We start from the raw sequence: 17,452 nt of genomic DNA on the forward strand, positions 1-17,452 counted from the left end.
TTTTCCGTTTCGACTGCGCCGGAAGTGGGGCGAATTATAGACTTCCTGAATCTGCCGTCAACCGCTTTTTTCATATTTCTGTCATATCGGTCAAAAACACCCGAAAACACCAAGGCCGACCTCTAGAGGTCGGCCTTGGTCATGCCCTGCTACTTACAAGCTAGGGAAAGCGAATTGCGAAGCCTCATGGCTCGCACGCTGCGGCCAGCGCTGGGTGATGGCCTTGCGACGGGTATAGAAGCGCACACCATCCGGACCATAAGCATGAAGGTCGCCGAACAGCGAACGCTTCCAGCCACCGAAGCTGTGGTAAGCCACCGGTACCGGCAGTGGTACGTTGACGCCGACCATGCCGACTTCAATCTCGTCACAGAACAGACGCGCCGCTTCACCGTCACGGGTGAAGATACAGGTGCCATTACCGTATTCGTGATCGTTGATCAGCTTCATCGCCTCTTCCAGGCTGTTCACGCGAACCACGCACAACACCGGCCCGAAGATCTCCTCCTTATAGATGCGCATTTCAGGGGTGACGTTGTCGAACAGGCAGCCGCCGAGGAAGAAGCCCTCTTCGTTACCTGGAATGCTCAAGCCGCGACCATCGACCACCAGGGTCGCGCCCGCTGCTACGCCGTCATCGACATAACCGCTGACCTTGTCCCGCGCCTGACCGGTTACCAGTGGTCCCATGTCCAGCCCACACGAAGTGCCGGCACCGATTTTCAGCGCCTTGATCTGTGGAACCAGTTTCGCCACCAGCGCATCCGCCACCTGATCGCCGACACACACCGCGACCGAAATCGCCATGCAGCGCTCACCGCAAGAACCGTAAGCCGCGCCCATCAATGCGCTGACTGCATTGTCCAGGTCCGCATCCGGCATCAACACCGCATGGTTCTTCGCCCCGCCCAGCGCCTGTACACGCTTGCCACGCTTGGTACCTTCGGCGTAGATGTATTCGGCAATCGGCGTCGAGCCAACGAAGCTCAAGGCTTTGACTTCCGGCGCTTCAATCAGCGCGTCCACTGCGGTCTTGTCGCCATGCACCACACTCAGCACACCTTTCGGCAGACCGGCTTCCAGCAGCAGTTGGGCGATCAACAGTGTCGAGCTTGGGTCACGCTCGGACGGTTTCAAAATGAAGCAGTTACCGCAGACGATCGCCAACGGGTACATCCACAGCGGCACCATCGCCGGGAAGTTGAACGGCGTGATACCGGCAACCACACCCAGTGGCTGGAAGTCCGACCAGGCGTCGATGTTCGGGCCGACGTTGCGGCTGTACTCGCCCTTGAGGATTTCCGGCGCGGCGCAGGCGAACTCGACGTTCTCGATACCGCGCTTCAGTTCACCGGCGGCGTCTTCGAGGGTCTTGCCGTGTTCTTCGCTGATCAATTGCGAGATGCGCGCTTCGTTCTGCTCCAGCAGTTGCTTGAAGCGGAACATCACCTGGGCACGTTTGGCCGGTGGGGTGTTGCGCCATGCCGGGAACGCGGCCTTGGCGGCGTCGATCGCGTGTTGAATGGTTTCGCGGGTGGCCAGCGGCAGCTTGTGGATCGCCTGACCGGTAGACGGGTTGAACACATCAACCGCGCGACCGTTCTCGGTCACCAGTTCGCCATTGATCAAATGCGGGATAACGCTCATCGAAAACTCCTGAATTCTTGTGTACAGACGCCCGCATGGGGCGCCCGTTATTCGCAGGTATATATAGAGGGAAAAATCAGTCGAGCTTGTTCAGCACTTCGCCAACCGCGTCAAACAGACGATCGAGGTCTTGCGGCTTGCTGTTAAAGGTTGGGCCAAACTGCAGGGTGTCGCCGCCGAAGCGCACGTAGAACCCGGCTTTCCACAGGGCCATGCCGGCCTCGAACGGACGCACAATGGCGTCGCCGTCGCGGGCGGCAATCTGGATCGCACCGGCCAGGCCGTAGTTACGGATATCGATGACGTTCTTCGAACCTTTCAGGCCGTGCAGGGCATTTTCGAAATGCGGCGCGACTTCGGCCACGCTCTGCACCAGGTTTTCCTTTTGCAGCAGATCGAGTGCCGCCAGGCCAGCGGCGCACGCCACTGGATGCGCCGAGTAGGTGTAGCCGTGGGGGAATTCCACCGCGTATTCCGGCGTCGGCTGATTCATGAAGGTCTGGTAGATCTCGGAGCTGGCAATCACCGCGCCCATCGGGATCGCGCCGTTGGTGACTTGCTTGGCGATGCACATCAGGTCCGGGGTGACGCCAAAGCTCTCGGCGCCAAACATCGATCCGGTGCGGCCGAAACCAGTGATCACTTCGTCGAACACCAGCAGGATGTTGTGTTGATCGCAGATCTCGCGCAGACGCTTCAGGTAACCCTGAGGCGGAACCAGTACACCAGCGGAGCCGGCCATTGGCTCAACGAAGACCGCCGCGATGTTCGATGCATCGTGCAGTTCGATCAGCTTCAACAGTTCATCGGCCAGGGCGATGCCGCCCTGCTCCGGCATGCCACGGGAGAATGCGTTGCTGGCCAGCAGCGTGTGCGGCAGGTGATCGACGTCCATCATCGCCTGGCCGAACAATTTGCGGTTGCCGTTGACGCCGCCGAGGCTGGTGCCGGCGATGTTCACGCCGTGATAACCGCGGGCACGGCCGATCATTTTGGTCTTGGTCGACTGACCTTTCAGACGCCAGTAGGCACGGACCATTTTCACCGCGGTGTCGGCACACTCGGAGCCGGAGTCGGTGAAGAACACGTGGTTCAGGTTGCCCGGGGTCAGATCAGTGATTTTTTCCGCCAGTTGGAATGACAGCGGATGGCCGTACTGAAAGCCCGGCGAGTAATCGAGGGTGCCCAGTTGCTTGGCGACCGCTTCCTGAATTTCCTTGCGGGTGTGCCCGGCGCCGCAGGTCCACAGACCGGACAGCGAATCGTAGATCCTGCGGCCCTTGTCATCGAACAGCCAGCTGCCCTCGGCACCGACGATCAAACGCGGATCGCGCTGGAAGTTGCGGTTGGCGGTGTACGGCATCCAGTGCGCGTCCAGCTTCAGTTGGCTGGCCAGTGGCGACGGCGCGTTTTCAGGCATGTTCATCGGGCAAAACCTCGCAGGGCATAAGCATCAGGGAGATAAAAAGCGTTGTTGCAGCTAAATTGCCACGCGGATAAAGTCGGTGAAATCCAACTTTTCTAACCTTCAGTTAGAAGCCTGCTAAACAATGAGAACAACAGCATGAGCAGTCGTCGCCCCGATCCGCTGGCCCAGGTCAGTGATTTTGATATTCGCCTGCTGCGAATTTTCCGCAGTGTGGTGGAGTGCGGCGGCTTCTCGGCGGCGGAAACCGTGCTCGGTATCGGGCGCTCGGCGATCAGCCAGCAGATGAGCGATCTGGAACAGCGCCTCGGCCTGCGCTTGTGTCAGCGTGGCCGCGCCGGATTCTCGTTGACCGAAGAGGGCCGCGAGGTTTATCAGTCAGCGCTGCAACTGTTAAGTGCGCTGGAAAGTTTCCGCACCGAGGTCAACGGCCTGCACCAACACCTGCGTGGCGAGTTGATCATCGGCCTGACCGACAACCTCGTCACCCTGCCCCACATGCGCATCACCCACGCCCTCGCACAGTTGAAGGAACGCGGGCCGGACGTGCAGATCCAGATCCGCATGATCGCGCCCAATGAAGTCGAACAAGGCGTGCTCGACGGCCGCCTGCATGTCGGCGTGGTGCCGCAGGCCAGTGCACTGTCGGGGCTGGAGTATCAGCCGTTGTACAGCGAGCGCTCGCTGCTTTATTGCGCAGTGGGTCATCCGCTGTTTTATGTCGATGACAAGCAACTGGATGACGAGCGCCTTAATAGCCAGGATGCGATTGCGCCGACGTTCCGTTTGCCGGCGGAAATTCAGGCGCATTACCAGGCGCTCAATTGCACCGCCAGTGCGTCCGACCGTGAGGGCATGGCGTTTCTGATTCTGACCGGGCGTTATATCGGTTATCTGCCGGATCACTACGCCAGTCTGTGGGTGCAGCAAGGGCGCTTGCGTGCGCTGAAATCGACGACGCGTTTTTATGATTTGAGTCTGGCATCGGTCACGCGCAAGGGGCGGCGCCCTCATTTGGTGCTGGAAAGTTTTCTGGATAGTCTGGCGGCGACGCGTTGAAAGCAAGATCAACAGATCGCAGCCTCCGGCAGCTCCTACATTTGGCAATCGCAATCCCTTAAAGCTGAGCAAGTGGACAGGTTTTTGCAGTGAAGGGTGAACTCGATCCCTGAACAAGAAGCCAAATCCATGCAGCCAGATTCTGAACCGTCCAGCGAACTGATCTACGGCCTCGATGACCGCCCAAAACCACCGGCAGCTATCCTCGCCGCCCTGCAACACGTGCTCGCCAGTTTCGTCGGCATCATTACCCCGCCGCTGGTGATCGGCTCGGCTCTCGGCTTGACCGCGCACTTGCCGTATCTCATCAGCATGGCGTTGATGGTTTCCGGGGTCGGCACCTTTATTCAGGCGCGGCGGCCGTTCGGCATCGGCGCCGGGATGATCTGTTTGCAGGGCACCAGTTTCGCCTTCCTCGGCGCAGTGCTGTCGGCCGGGTTTCTGGTCAAGCAGCGCGGCGGCAGTCCGGAGGACATTCTGGCGATGATTTTCGGCGTGTGCTTTTTCGGCGCCGTGGTACAGATCGTCCTCAGCCGCTTCATCGGTCAGTTGCGCCTGGTTGTCACGCCGCTGGTGACCGGGATCGTCATTACTTTGATCGGCATCAGCCTGATCAAGGTCGGCATTACCGATCTGGGCGGTGGCTTCAATGCGCCGGACTTCGGCGCCCCGGGCAATCTCGCGCTGGGGGTGTTCGTGTTGCTGACGATCATCCTGCTCAACCGCTCGAACACGCCGTGGGTGCGGCTGTCGGCAATCATTATCGGACTGCTGCTCGGCAGTCTGGCCGCGTGGTTCAGCGGGAAACTGGTTCCGCAGGCATTGCCTGACTTGCCGCTGGTGAGTCTTCCTGCACCGTTCAAGTTCGGATTCAGCTTCGACTGGACGGCGTTCCTGCCGGTCGCGCTGATTTATCTGATCAGCACCATCGAAACCGTCGGCGACCTCACCGCCAATTGCATGCTCGCCCGTCAGCCGATCAGCGGCCCTTCTTATATAAGTCGACTGCGCGGTGGCGTACTCGGTGACGGCGTCAGCTGCATGATCGCCGCCACCTTCAGCGCCTTCCCCAACACCACGTTTGCGCAGAACAACGGCGTGATCCAGTTGACCGGCGTCGCCAGCCGCTACGTCGGTTTATACATTGGTGCGATCCTGTTTTGTCTCGGCCTGTTCCCCATGATCGGCGCGGTGCTGCAGCAGATCCCCAAACCGGTGCTCGGTGGCGCCACCCTGGTGATGTTCGGCAGCGTGGCGGCGGCCGGGGTGCGGATTCTCGCGCAGTCGCCGCTGGACCGACGCAGCATGCTGATCATCGCCACCTCGCTCGGCGTCGGCCTGGGCATCGCCGCGCAACCGAACCTGCTGCACCTGTTGCCGAAATTGGTGCAGAACCTCTTCGACTCGGCAATTACCAGCGGTGGCCTGACCGCGATCATCCTCTGCCTGTTGCTGCCGGAGGCGAAAACCTCGACCGTCGAATCCGGCGCATCGTTGAACAAGATCGAACAGGCATAACGGTTTTATTGCATCAGGACTTGTCGGATGCCTGTGGGTGCGTTATCAACGCAACTGGTTGCACCCACAGACAAACCGGAAGTGCCTATGACCTTTGAAGTCCCAGCCCATGGCGGCAAACCCGCCAGCCGCATTCGTCAGAAGAACGAAGAGACCATCCTCAAAGCCGCCGAAGACGAGTTCGCCCGTCACGGGTACAAAGGCACCAGCATGAACACCATTGCGCAGAATGCCGGGCTGCCCAAGGCAAACCTGCATTACTACTTCACCAACAAGCTTGGGTTGTACGTGGCGGTGCTGAGCAACATCATCGAGCTGTGGGACAGCACCTTTAATACCCTGACCGCCGAGGACGATCCCGCCGAAGCGCTGACCCGCTACATTCGCGCCAAGATGGAATTCTCCCGCCGCCAACCGCAGGCCTCGCGGATCTTTGCGATGGAAGTGATCAGTGGCGGCGAATGCCTGACCGAGTATTTCAACCAGGATTACCGCGCCTGGTTTCAGGGGCGCGCGGCCGTGTTTCAGGCCTGGATCGATGCCGGAAAAATGGACCCGGTGGACCCGGTGCACCTGATTTTCCTGCTGTGGGGCAGCACCCAGCATTACGCCGACTTCGCCACGCAGATCTGCCGCGTCAGCGGTCGCAGCAAACTGACCAAGCAGGACATGGAAGACGCCGGCAACAACCTGATCCGCATCATTCTCAAAGGCTGCGGCCTCACCCCGACTATTTAAGACGTTTATGCCTTTCACCCTCAGCGGTTTTTGCGAGTACCGCGAAGAGATTCGCAAAAGCCGCTTCATCACCTTCGCCGCGCCGATCGCCAGCCCCGCCGACGCGCAGGCGTTCTTCGAACAGCACAGCGACCTGAATGCCTCGCATAACTGCTGGGCGTGGAAACTCGGGGCGCAATACCGCAGCAACGACGATGGCGAGCCCGGCGGCACTGCCGGACGGCCGATTCTGGCAGCCATCGAGGCGCAGGATTGCGATCAAGTCGCGGTGCTGGTGATCCGCTGGTACGGCGGCATTCAACTGGGCACTGGCGGTTTGGCCCGGGCCTATGGCGGCGGCGCGAACAAGTGCCTGCACGCGGCGGCGAAAATCGAGTTGATCAGCCGTGTGCCGCTCAGTTGTGCCTGCGGCTTTGCCGAGCTGGCGCTGGTGAAGCTGCGGGTGGCGGACCTGGGTGGGTTGGTCGTCGAAGAAAACTTCACCGCCAATGGTGTTGAATTGCAGTTGGCGGTGGGTGAGGCGCAGATCGATTTGCTGCAAACGCAATTGGCGGATTTGAGCCGTGGGCGGATTGTGCTGCAGCGTTAGATGAGCAAAAGATCGCAGCCGTCGGCAGCTCCTACACAGGACTTTGCGTTTCCCCTGTAGGAGCTGCCGAAGGCTGCGATCTTTTAGGGCAGCCCACAATCTGCTTATTCCACGGAGTTGCCCACATCTGCTGTGCACCCGACTGTGGATAACCTGAGCACATCTGGCTGTAACCCTTCTGTCACGTGGCTTTGCGCGATTTGCTCACTTTTCGTCCACTCCACCTGAAAAAAGATTAATCCCGCGTAAAAACAAATAGTTAGCGCTGTTTATCACCAATGGAAGATAGCACCGCTGCGCTTATGCCAAGGATTCCCAATTGCACACAAATACTGTGGAGCAACCTGTGGATAACCCGTTCATGGCTGGCGCAGTCGCAGGGGCTGCATAGGCCCCACGCATTTGCTCGTTTTTTGATCAGTTGCCTACGGGCAAAACTGGAGCCTGATCAACGGCTTTGCTCTCAATTGGTGCCGTACCTCCCGAACATTTGCCCTTCGACGCTCTACAGTAACCGTTGCCGTACGAGGGCCGCCAAGGTTCCTGACTCAATGGCCAGGAAATTGCTTTATCCACAGGCACAACTCCAAGCCAGTCGAGCCTGTCATGCCAAGCCCAGATTCAACGCCGCGCCTGCAACTGCGCCAGATCAGCAAACGCTACCCCGGTTGTCTGGCCAATGACGCCATCGACCTGAGCATCGCGCCCGGAGAAATCCACGCCCTGCTCGGTGAAAACGGCGCGGGCAAAAGCACGCTGATGAAGATCATCTACGGCGTGACCCAGGCCGATGCCGGCGAAATGCTCTGGCAAGGTCAGCGGGTGAACATTCGTAATCCGGCGCAGGCCCGGCAGTTGGGGATCGGCATGGTGTTCCAGCATTTCTCGCTGTTCGAAACCCTCAGCGTCGCGCAGAACATTGCCTTGGCGATGGGCGCCAGGGCCGGCACGCCGAAACAACTGGAGCCGACAATTGCCGAAGTGTCGCGCCGCTACGGCATGGCGCTGGAGCCGGAGCGACTTGTCCACAGCCTGTCGATCGGCGAGCGGCAACGGGTGGAGATCATTCGTTGCCTGATGCAGGACATTCGCTTGCTGATTCTCGACGAGCCGACGTCGGTACTGACGCCGCAAGAGGCCGAGGAATTGTTCATCACCCTGCGCCGCCTCGCCGCCGAGGGCTGCAGCATCCTGTTTATCAGCCACAAGCTCGCGGAAGTGCGCGCGCTGTGCCATAGCGCCACGGTTTTGCGCGGCGGGCGGGTCGCCGGGCATTGCGTGCCGGCCGAATGCTCGGATCAGCAGTTGGCGCAAATGATGGTCGGCGAAGCGGCGGCACTGATTGGCGAATATCCGAAGGTCAGCGGTGGCGCGGCGTACTTGCAGGTCAACGGCTTGAGTTGGCACAACCCCGATCCGTTCGGCTGCTCGTTGAACGACATCAGCCTGCAAGTACGCAGCGGCGAAATCGTCGGTATCGCCGGGGTCGCGGGCAATGGCCAGGATGAGTTGCTTGCGCTGCTCAGCGGCGAGCAAACCCTGCCCCGCGACAGCGCGACATCGATCTGTTTTGCCGGGCAAGCGGTCGCCGCTTTGCGCCCGGATGCGCGGCGCCAACTCGGACTGGCGTTCGTCCCGGCAGAACGCCTGGGCCATGGCGCGGTGCCGGAATTGAGCCTGGCCGACAACGCCTTGCTCACGGCTTTTCAACAAGGGCTGGTCAGCAACGGTTTGATTGAGCGCGGCAAAGTCGAAGCCCTCGCCCAGCAGATCATTCAGCGTTTCGGGGTGAAAACGCCCGATAGCCAGACCGCCGCGCGCAGTCTCTCCGGCGGCAATCTGCAAAAATTCATTCTTGGCCGGGAAATCCTCCAGCAACCGAAACTGCTGATCGCCGCGCACCCGACCTGGGGCGTGGACGTGGGTGCCGCCGCGACCATTCACCGCGCGCTGATTGCCCTGCGCGATGCCGGCGCGGCGATTCTGGTGATTTCCGAAGACCTCGACGAACTGTTCCAGATCAGCGACCGCCTCGGCGCCCTGTGCGCGGGGTTTCTGTCACCGCTGCGAAACACCACCGACACCCTGCTGAGTGACGTCGGCGGCTGGATGGCCGGGCAATTCAACGACGCGCCTTCATCGGCCACGCTTTGACGGAGTTTCCCCCTATGTTGCTTTCCCTCGAACCCCGTGGCCAGCAATCGCGCCTGATGCTGTGGTGCTCGCCGTTGCTGGCGGCGCTGCTGACATTGGGTTGCGGCTCGCTGCTGTTCATCGCTCTCGGCCATGACCCGCTGCAAACCCTGCACACGCTGTTGATCGCGCCGATCAGCGACCTGTATGGCGTCTCCGAATGGTTGGTCAAGGCGCTGCCGATTCTGCTTTGCGCACTCGGTCTGGCCGTGGCGTATCAAGCGCGAATCTGGAACATCGGCGCTGAAGGTCAGTTGCTGTTCGGCGCGCTCGCCGGCAGTGCGTTGGCGGTGAACATCATCGATATGCAAAGCCATTGGGCACTGGTGCTGATCCTGCTCACCGGCACTTTCGCCGGTGCCGCCTGGGCCGGGTTGACGGCGTGGTTGCGCACGCGCTTCAACGCCAACGAAATCCTCACCAGCATCATGCTCAACTACATCGCACTGAACCTGTTGCTGTTCTGCGTGCACGGGCCGCTGAAGGATCCGGCCGGCTACAACTTTCCCGAGTCGGCGATGTTCGGCGACGCCAGTCGCCTGCCGCTGCTGATGGAGGATGGTCGGGTGCATGCCGGGGTGTATTTTGCTTTGCTCGCGCTGGTCGCGGTGTGGGTGTTGTTGCAGAAAAGCTTCGTCGGTTTTCAGATCAAAGTGCTCGGTCTGGATAAACGTGCGGCGGGGTTTGTCGGCTTTCGCGAGAAACGCCTGATCTGGCTCGCGCTGTTGATCAGCGGCGGTTTGGCCGGGCTGGCCGGGGTCTGCGAAGTGACCGGGCCGATCGGGCAATTGGTGCCGCAAGTGTCGCCCGGTTACGGCTATGCAGCGATTACCGTGGCGTTTCTCGGGCGGTTGAACCCGATCGGGATTCTGTTCTCAAGCTTGCTGATGGCGCTGCTGTACATCGGCGGCGAAAGCGCGCAAATGACCCTCAACCTGCCGCAAGCCATCACCCAATTGTTTCAGGGAATGATGCTGTTTTTCCTGCTGGCCTGCGACGTGCTGATTCTTTATCGGCCACGCCTGAAACTGCGCTGGGCACGGCGCACCTCGACCACCGCCGTAACCGCCGGAGCGCTGTGATGGATATCGATCTGCTGAGCAATATTTTCTACGCCATGGTGCGCTGCGGCACGCCACTGCTGTTGGTGGCACTGGGTGAGTTGATCTGCGAAAAGAGCGGCGTGCTCAACCTCGGCCAGGAAGGGATGATGCTGTTTGGCGCGGTGATCGGTTTTATCGTCGCCCTCAACAGCGGCAACCTGTGGCTCGGCGTGTTGTTGGCGATGCTTGCGGGGATGCTGCTGTCGTCGCTGTTTGCCTTGGTGGCGCTGGTGTTCAATGCCAATCAGGTGGCGACCGGGCTGGCGCTGACGATCTTCGGCGTGGGCCTGTCGACCTTCGTTGGCGCTGCATGGGTCGGCAAGCCACTGGTTGGATTCGAACCGTTGGCGATTCCTTACTTGAGTGAGATTCCACTGATCGGCCGCATGCTGTTTGCCCAGGATCTGCTGGTGTATCTGTCGTTCGCGCTGTTTGCGCTGGTGGCGTGGGTGATCATTAAAAGCCGTGTCGGCTTGATCATTCAGGCAGTCGGCGAGAACCCGGACGCGGCCAGTGCAATGGGCCTGCCGGTGCTGACCGTGCGCACCCTGGCGGTGCTGTTCGGCGGGGCGATGGCCGGTCTGGCCGGTGCCTATCTGTCCCTGGCTTACACGCCGATGTGGGCCGAGAACATGACCGCCGGACGCGGCTGGATCGCCTTGGCGCTGGTGGTATTTGCCAGTTGGCGGGTGTGGCGGCTGTTGCTCGGGGCTTACCTGTTCGGACTCGCCAGCATCCTGCACCTGGTGGCGCAGGGGTTGGGGCTGGCGATTCCGTCGAGTCTGCTGGCGATGCTGCCGTATGTGGCGACGATTGTGGTGTTGGTGCTGCTGTCACGGGATGCCGCTCGGACTCGATTGTATGCGCCGGTGTCGTTGGGGCAGCCGTGGCAGGCCGGGCATTAGGGTGGTGATGTCACTGGCCTCATCGCTGGCAAGCCAGCTCGCACAGTGGCAGTGTTGTCTACATGACTTGCGGACACCGATGAGCGGCCCGCGAATTTGAGAAGCAAGCATGCTAAAGCCTGGAGTATGCTCCGGGGTCAACAGCTCTTTTGAGAGCCGGTTCGATGTGCTGCGACGAGCGTTGCTACAACGACTCGGTCAGGCGTGTCCATTGAATCCGTGAACCGTAACTTTCAAGGAATTCCGTCATGTCCCAGGCAAAACACGCACTGATCATCGGCGCCTCCCGCGGCTTGGGCCTCGGGCTGGTGAAAACCCTGCTGGCCGACGGCTGGCAAGTGACCGCTACCGTGCGCAATCCGCAAAAGGCCGAGGCGCTGCAAGCGCTGGGCAAGGTGCGGATCGAGAAACTCGACATGGACGATCAACAAGCGGTGATCGCCCTGAGCCAACAGCTCAAGGGCGAGACTTTCGACCTGCTGTTCGTCAACGCCGGGGTCAAAGGTCCGGAGGTGCAAACCCCGGGCGGCGCGACCCTGGCCGAAGTCGGCCAGTTGTTCTTCACCAACGCCGTGGCGCCGATCAACCTGGCGCAGCGCTTCGTCGGGCAGATCCGCGACGGCAGCGGCGTGCTGGCGTTCATGAGTTCCGGTCTGGGCAGCGTGACCGTACCGGACGCGCCGGAGCTGGCGCTGTACAAGGCCAGCAAGGCCGCGCTGAACTCGATGACCAACAGTTTTGTCACCCAGTTGGGCGAGCAGAAACTCACCGTGCTGTCGCTGCATCCGGGCTGGGTAAAGACGGACATGGGCGGTGAAGGGGCTGACCTGGATGTCGAGACCAGCACCCGTGGGCTGATTGATCAGGTGAATGCGTACACCGGCAAGGGTGGGCATCATTTCATCAACTACAAGGGTGAAACGATCCCCTGGTAAACACTGAAAACCACCTGTAGGAGCTGCCGCAGGCTGCGATCTTTTGATTGTAAAAAACAAGATCAAAAGATCGCAGCCTTCGGCAGCTCCTACAGAGGGTGATGTGTTGGCTTGTCAGGTTGGGCTTGCCCGCTGTCGCGATTTGTTTGAAACTCCGCACCTCGTCCATCGCGGCGACCCTGGATCAGCAGACAGGGCAACACTGAGCTGGCAACCCTGAACCCCACTTTCAGAGGAGCCGGCCACAATGCCTGCGACCCGTACCTGGTTAAAAAATCCCCTCGCCATTTTCACGGCCAACGCGCTCGACGCCCGTGGCGGCCTGGTGCTGCAAGGCGGCGTGATCGTCGAAGTGCTGGCAGCCGGTCAGCAACCGTCCGCGCCGTGCAATGAAGTGTTCGATGCCCGCGAGCATGTGATCCTGCCTGGCCTGATCAACACCCACCACCATTTCTATCAAACCCTGACCCGCGCCTGGGCGCCGGTGGTCAATCAGCCATTGTTCCCGTGGTTGAAAACCCTGTATCCGGTGTGGGCGCGGCTGACTCCGGAAAAACTCGCCCTCGCGACGAAAGTGGCTTTGGCTGAATTGCTGCTGTCGGGTTGCACCACCGCCGCCGACCATCATTACCTGTTCCCGGACGGCCTGGAAAACGCCATCGACGTGCAAGTCGACACCGTGCGTGAACTGGGCATGCGCGCCATGCTCACGCGCGGTTCGATGAGCCTCGGCGAGAAGGACGGCGGCCTGCCGCCGCAGCAGACCGTGCAGGAAGGTCAGGTGATTCTCGACGACAGTCAGCGTCTGATTCACGAGTACCACGAGCGCGGCGATGGCGCACAAATCCAGATCGCTCTGGCGCCTTGCTCGCCCTTTTCGGTGACCCCGGAAATCATGTCGGCCAGCGCCGAACTGGCGAATAAACTCGACGTGCGTCTGCACACCCATCTGGCCGAAACCCTCGACGAAGAGGATTTCTGCCTGCAGCGTTTCGGCCTGCGCACCGTGGATTATCTGGACAGCGTCGGCTGGCTCGGCCCGCGCACCTGGCTGGCCCACGGCATTCACTTCAACCCGGACGAAATCGCCCGCCTCGGCCAGGCCGGCACCGGTATCTGCCATTGCCCGAGTTCGAACATGCGCCTGGCCTCCGGCATCTGCCCGAGCATCGATCTGACCGATGCCGGCGCGCTGTTCGGTCTGGGCGTGGACGGTTCCGCCTCCAACGATGCGTCGAACATGATTCTCGAAGCGCGGCAGGCGTTGTACATCCAGCGCCTACGTTACGGCGCCGAGAAGATCACCCCGGAACGCGTGCTCGGCTGGGCAACCAAAGGCTCGGCGAGCCTGTTGGGGCGTACCGACATTGGCGAGCTGGCGGTGGGCAAGCAGGCGGATCTGGCGTTGTTCAAGCTCGATGAGCTGCGTTTCTCGGGCAGCCATGATCCGATTTCGGCGCTGCTGTTGTGCGGTGCCGATCGTGCGGATCGGGTGATGATTGGCGGCAAGTGGCGCGTGGTGGACGGTCAGGTTGAGGGGCTGGATCTGAAGGGCCTGATCGCCGATCACAGCCAGGCGGCTCGGCAGTTGATCGCCGGCACCTGATCCGATCACCAATCCCTGTGGGAGCGAGCTTGCTCGCGAAGGCGTCGTGTCAGTCAGTACTTGAGTTGACTGATACTCCGCTTTCGCGAGCAAGCTCGCTCCCACATTTGGATTTGTGTAGGTTCTTAAAGGCCGAGCAGAGACAGCATGATAAACGTCGCAAACAGCACAAAGTGAGTCATGCCTTCGATGGCATTGGTCTCGCCGTCATTCAGGTTGATCGCACTGACGATCAGCGTGATGAAGATCATCACCGTCTGCACCGGGGTCATCGCCATTTGAAATGGCTGGCCGGTGTACAGTGCCATCGCTTCCATCACCGGCACGGTCAAAATCACCGTCGACAGTGACGCGCCCATCGCAATGTTCACCACCGATTGCATGCGGTTGGCCAACGCGGCACGCAACGCCGTCAGAATCTCCGGCGCTGCGGAAATCGCCGCCACCAGAATCGCCGTGATCACCGGCGGTGCGCCCGTACCTTCCAGACCCAGATCGAGGGTCTTGGACATCACTTCGGCCAGTGCGCCGATCACCACCACGCCGAACACCAGAATGCCGATCGACCAGGTCAGGCTCAGCGGTTTCGGTTCATCTTCCACCGGCTCTTTCTTGCGGCGTTTGTCCGGGTAGCTGTAGCTGAAAAAATAACTGTGCGGCCCGACCTGCATGCGCAGGAACAGCGCGTAAAGCACCACCATCGCACCGATGGTGAACGCTGAATAAACCTTCCAGTTGGCCGCCGGAATAAACTCCGGCACCACCATCGACACGCCCATGGCGGTGAGGATCATCACGCTATAGCTGCGCGCCGAATCATCGTTGTACGACTGCTCGCCATGCTTGAGTCCACCCATCAGCGCGGCAAGGCCGAGGATGCCGTTGATGTCGAGCATCACCGCCGAATAGATGGTGTCACGCACCAGCGTGGCGGACGCCTCGTTGCTCATCATGATCGCCAGGATCACCACTTCCACCAGCACCGCAGCGAGGGTCAGGATCATCGTGCCATAGGGGTCGCCGACTTTTTCGGCGAGCAGTTCAGCATGATGGGCAACGCGCATCGAAGCCGCGACGATGAAAGCGATCAGCACCAGACCGCAGATCAGCGCAACGATCTGGCCGCTGTGCAGCATCCAGTGTTCCAGCGGATAGGCGATGCACGCGGCAATCACCGCCAGCAGCAGAAAGCTTTCTTGCTTGAGGATCGTGAGCATGGCGGGCCTTTTTGCCGAGAGGTTCGAATGAGCTACTGACTGCGGCGCGGCGCTAACGTTTCGTTACACCTTAGCGCACCAGCCGATAGCGTGAATCCGCTGACTTGCACTGCGTTGGTTCCGGCGCTGAAAAGATCGCAGTCTGCGGCAGCTCCTACAGGTTTCCCATTCCCCTGTAGGAGCTGCCGCAGGCTGCGATCTTTTGCTTTGTTGTCCTGTTGGTCAGCAATTTGCATTGCCCCTGACCACACACAACAAAATGGAGCTCCAATTCATGCAAATACGTCCGCTGCACAAACTGCTGTGCGCCGCCATCGGTCTGGGGATCAGCCTGAGCGCCAGCGCTGCCGATCCGCTGAAGGTCGGTTTCGTCTACATCGGCCCGATCGGCGACCACGGCTGGACGTATCAGCATGAACAGGGGCGCAAGGCACTGGCGGAGAAATTCGGCGCGCAGATCAGCACCAATTACGTCGAGAACGTGGCCGAGGGCGCCGACGCCGAGCGGGTGATCCGCAACATGGCCAAGGACAACTACGACCTGATTTTCACCACCTCCTTCGGCTACATGAACCCGACGCTGAAAGTCGCCAAACAGTTTCCCAAGGTGACCTTCGAACACGCCACCGGCTACAAGCAGGACAAGAACCTCGGCACCTATCTGGCGCGCACCTACGAGGGTCGTTATGTCGGCGGTTTTCTCGCGGCGAAGATGACCAAGAGCAAGAAGATCGGCTACGTCGCTTCGTTCCCGATTCCGGAAGTGATCCGCGACATCAACGCCATCCAGCTGGCGCTGAACAAGTACAACCCTGGCACCGAGATCAAGGTGGTGTGGGTCAACTCTTGGTTCGACCCGGGCAAGGAAGCCGATGCCGCCAACGCGCTGATCGATCAGGGTGTGGACGTAGTGTTCCAGCACACCGACAGCCCGGCGCCGATTCAGGCCGCCGAACGGCGTGGCGTGTACGCCGTGGGTTACGCCTCGGACATGGCGCACTTCGGCCCGAAAGCGGTGCTGACTTCGATCGTCAACGACTGGGCGCCGCACTACATTCAAGCCACGCAAAGCGTGATCGACCACAGCTGGAAATCCCAGGACTACTGGGGCGGGCTGAAGGAAGGCACGGTTGAACTGCCGATCAGTGATCTGGTACCGGCACCGGTGAAAGCCGAGGCCGAACAGATCATCGCCGACATCAAGAGCGGTGCCCTGCAACCGTTCACCGGGCCGATCAAGGATCAGGCCGGCGTCGAGAAAATCCCGGCCGGTGTGAGCGCAACCAATGCCGAACTGGCGTCGATGAACTACTACGTTGAAGGCATGAAGGCCGAGATGCCGAAGTAATCTCTTCAAACTTGCATCGTCCCTGTGGGAGCTGGCTTGCCAGCGATGGGGCCCTCACATTCAACATCATTGTTGCCTGTCAGACCGCTATCGCTGGCAAGCCAGCTCCCACATTTGATCTTCGGCGTTCTCAAGGATTGTGTATGGATCAGCTTCCGGTCATCGACATCAGCCCGCTCTATTCCACCGACCAAAACGCTTGGCCCGCCGTCGCCGCGCAGATCGACCAGGCCTGCCGCGAATGGGGCTTTTTCTACATCAAGGGCCACCCGATTTCCGCGCAGCGCATCGACTCGCTGCTCGACCACGCCCAGCGTTTTTTTGCGCAACCGGCAGAAGAAAAACTGCGGATCGACATCACGCAGACCCGCCACCATCGCGGCTACGGCGCCATCGCCACCGAACAGCTCGACCCGGACAAACCCAGCGACCTCAAGGAAACCTTCGACATGGGCCTGCACTTGCCGGCGGATCATCCCGACGTGCTCGCGGGAAAACCGCTGCGCGGGCCGAATCGTCATCCTGCACAAGCAGGCTGGGAAGCGCTGATGGAGCAGCACTACCTCGACATGCAGGCGCTCGCGCAAACCCTGCTGCGGGCGATGACGATTGCGCTGGGGATCGAACGCGACTTCTTCGATTCGCGCTTCGTTGAGCCGGTCAGCGTACTGCGGATGATCCACTACCCACCACGCCACACCGCCAGCAGCGCCGCACAGCAAGGCGCCGGAGCGCACACCGATTACGGCTGCATCACCCTGCTCTACCAGGACAGCGCCGGCGGCCTGCAAGTGAAGAACATCAACGGTGAATGGATCGACGCGCCACCGATTGACGGCACCTTCGTGGTCAACCTCGGCGACATGATGGCACGCTGGAGCAACGACCGTTATCGCTCGACGCCGCACCGGGTCATCAGTCCGCTGGGAGTGGATCGCTATTCGATGCCGTTCTTCGCCGAGCCGCACCCGGACACACGTATCGAATGCCTGCCCGGTTGCCAGGACGCACAGCATCCGGCGAAATATCCGACCACCACCTGCGCCGAATTCCTGCTGTCGCGCTTCGCCGATACCTACGCCTATCGGCGCGAGCCGCAAGCGGTGTGATGGATCGCTTGGTCAGGTTTTGCCAATTGTTTCGGCGCGCATCTGTAGAATGGCCGCCA

At 60.6% G+C, this 17,452-nt stretch carries 14 protein-coding genes; 11 read left to right on the forward strand and 3 right to left on the reverse strand.

Annotated elements, in window-relative coordinates:
• Positions 1-153 precede the first annotated feature (153 nt).
• Positions 154-1,647, reverse strand: coding sequence for a CoA-acylating methylmalonate-semialdehyde dehydrogenase (locus B1722_RS22770; RefSeq protein ID WP_041067919.1), 1,494 nt, complete (start codon positions 1,645-1,647; stop codon positions 154-156).
• 76 nt (positions 1,648-1,723) lie between these two features.
• On the reverse strand, positions 1,724-3,073 hold the full coding sequence (locus tag B1722_RS22775; protein ID WP_086794369.1) for an aspartate aminotransferase family protein: 1,350 nt from the start codon (positions 3,071-3,073) through the stop codon (positions 1,724-1,726).
• A 138-nt stretch (positions 3,074-3,211) separates the two neighbouring features.
• Between B1722_RS22775 and B1722_RS22780 the strand changes: the two genes are divergently transcribed.
• From B1722_RS22780 to B1722_RS22820, 9 genes are all read left to right on the forward strand, one after another.
• Complete coding sequence (locus tag B1722_RS22780) at positions 3,212-4,132, forward strand: LysR family transcriptional regulator (RefSeq protein ID WP_041067925.1); 921 nt, start codon at positions 3,212-3,214, stop codon at positions 4,130-4,132.
• 129 nt (positions 4,133-4,261) lie between these two features.
• Positions 4,262-5,650 carry a uracil-xanthine permease family protein gene (locus B1722_RS22785; RefSeq protein WP_086794371.1) on the forward strand — a complete coding sequence of 463 codons (1,389 nt, stop codon included), beginning with the start codon at positions 4,262-4,264 and terminating at the stop codon, positions 5,648-5,650.
• Positions 5,651-5,737: 87 nt separating this feature from the next.
• Positions 5,738-6,388, forward strand: coding sequence for a TetR/AcrR family transcriptional regulator (locus tag B1722_RS22790; protein ID WP_027613646.1), 651 nt, complete (start codon positions 5,738-5,740; stop codon positions 6,386-6,388).
• A 7-nt stretch (positions 6,389-6,395) separates the two neighbouring features.
• A complete protein-coding gene (locus B1722_RS22795; RefSeq protein WP_086794373.1) occupies positions 6,396-6,977 on the forward strand; it encodes a YigZ family protein in 582 nt (193 codons plus the stop codon).
• 606 nt (positions 6,978-7,583) lie between these two features.
• Positions 7,584-9,131, forward strand: a complete 1,548-nt coding sequence (locus B1722_RS22800) for an ABC transporter ATP-binding protein (protein WP_041067936.1) — start codon at positions 7,584-7,586, stop codon at positions 9,129-9,131.
• A 14-nt stretch (positions 9,132-9,145) separates the two neighbouring features.
• Positions 9,146-10,252 carry an ABC transporter permease gene (locus B1722_RS22805; protein ID WP_041067939.1) on the forward strand — a complete coding sequence of 369 codons (1,107 nt, stop codon included), beginning with the start codon at positions 9,146-9,148 and terminating at the stop codon, positions 10,250-10,252.
• Entirely contained in the window at positions 10,252-11,178 is a 927-nt protein-coding gene (locus B1722_RS22810) for an ABC transporter permease (protein WP_041067942.1), read from the forward strand. Before B1722_RS22805 ends, B1722_RS22810 begins: the two co-directional genes overlap by 1 nt.
• A gap of 248 nt (positions 11,179-11,426) precedes the next feature.
• Entirely contained in the window at positions 11,427-12,113 is a 687-nt protein-coding gene (locus tag B1722_RS22815; RefSeq protein WP_041067945.1) for an SDR family oxidoreductase, read from the forward strand.
• 247 nt (positions 12,114-12,360) lie between these two features.
• Complete coding sequence (locus tag B1722_RS22820; RefSeq protein ID WP_086794391.1) at positions 12,361-13,719, forward strand: 8-oxoguanine deaminase; 1,359 nt, start codon at positions 12,361-12,363, stop codon at positions 13,717-13,719.
• 125 nt (positions 13,720-13,844) lie between these two features.
• Here B1722_RS22820 and B1722_RS22825 read toward each other — a convergent pair whose 3' ends face one another.
• On the reverse strand, positions 13,845-14,936 hold the full coding sequence (locus B1722_RS22825; protein ID WP_041067949.1) for a calcium:proton antiporter: 1,092 nt from the start codon (positions 14,934-14,936) through the stop codon (positions 13,845-13,847).
• A gap of 274 nt (positions 14,937-15,210) precedes the next feature.
• Here B1722_RS22825 and B1722_RS22830 point away from each other — a divergent pair, with 274 nt between their 5' ends.
• Both B1722_RS22830 and B1722_RS22835 read left to right on the forward strand, forming a co-directional pair.
• Entirely contained in the window at positions 15,211-16,284 is a 1,074-nt protein-coding gene (locus B1722_RS22830) for a BMP family ABC transporter substrate-binding protein (protein WP_047600450.1), read from the forward strand.
• A 143-nt stretch (positions 16,285-16,427) separates the two neighbouring features.
• Positions 16,428-17,393: a 2-oxoglutarate and iron-dependent oxygenase domain-containing protein gene (locus tag B1722_RS22835; RefSeq protein WP_041067955.1), complete on the forward strand. Its 966-nt coding sequence runs from the start codon at positions 16,428-16,430 to the stop codon at positions 17,391-17,393.
• Positions 17,394-17,452: the final 59 nt, after the last annotated feature.

The sequence above is a fragment of the Pseudomonas sp. SCPG-7 genome, from assembly GCF_002156405.1.
GTDB classification, from domain to species: Bacteria; Pseudomonadota; Gammaproteobacteria; order Pseudomonadales; family Pseudomonadaceae; genus Aquipseudomonas; species Aquipseudomonas parakoreensis.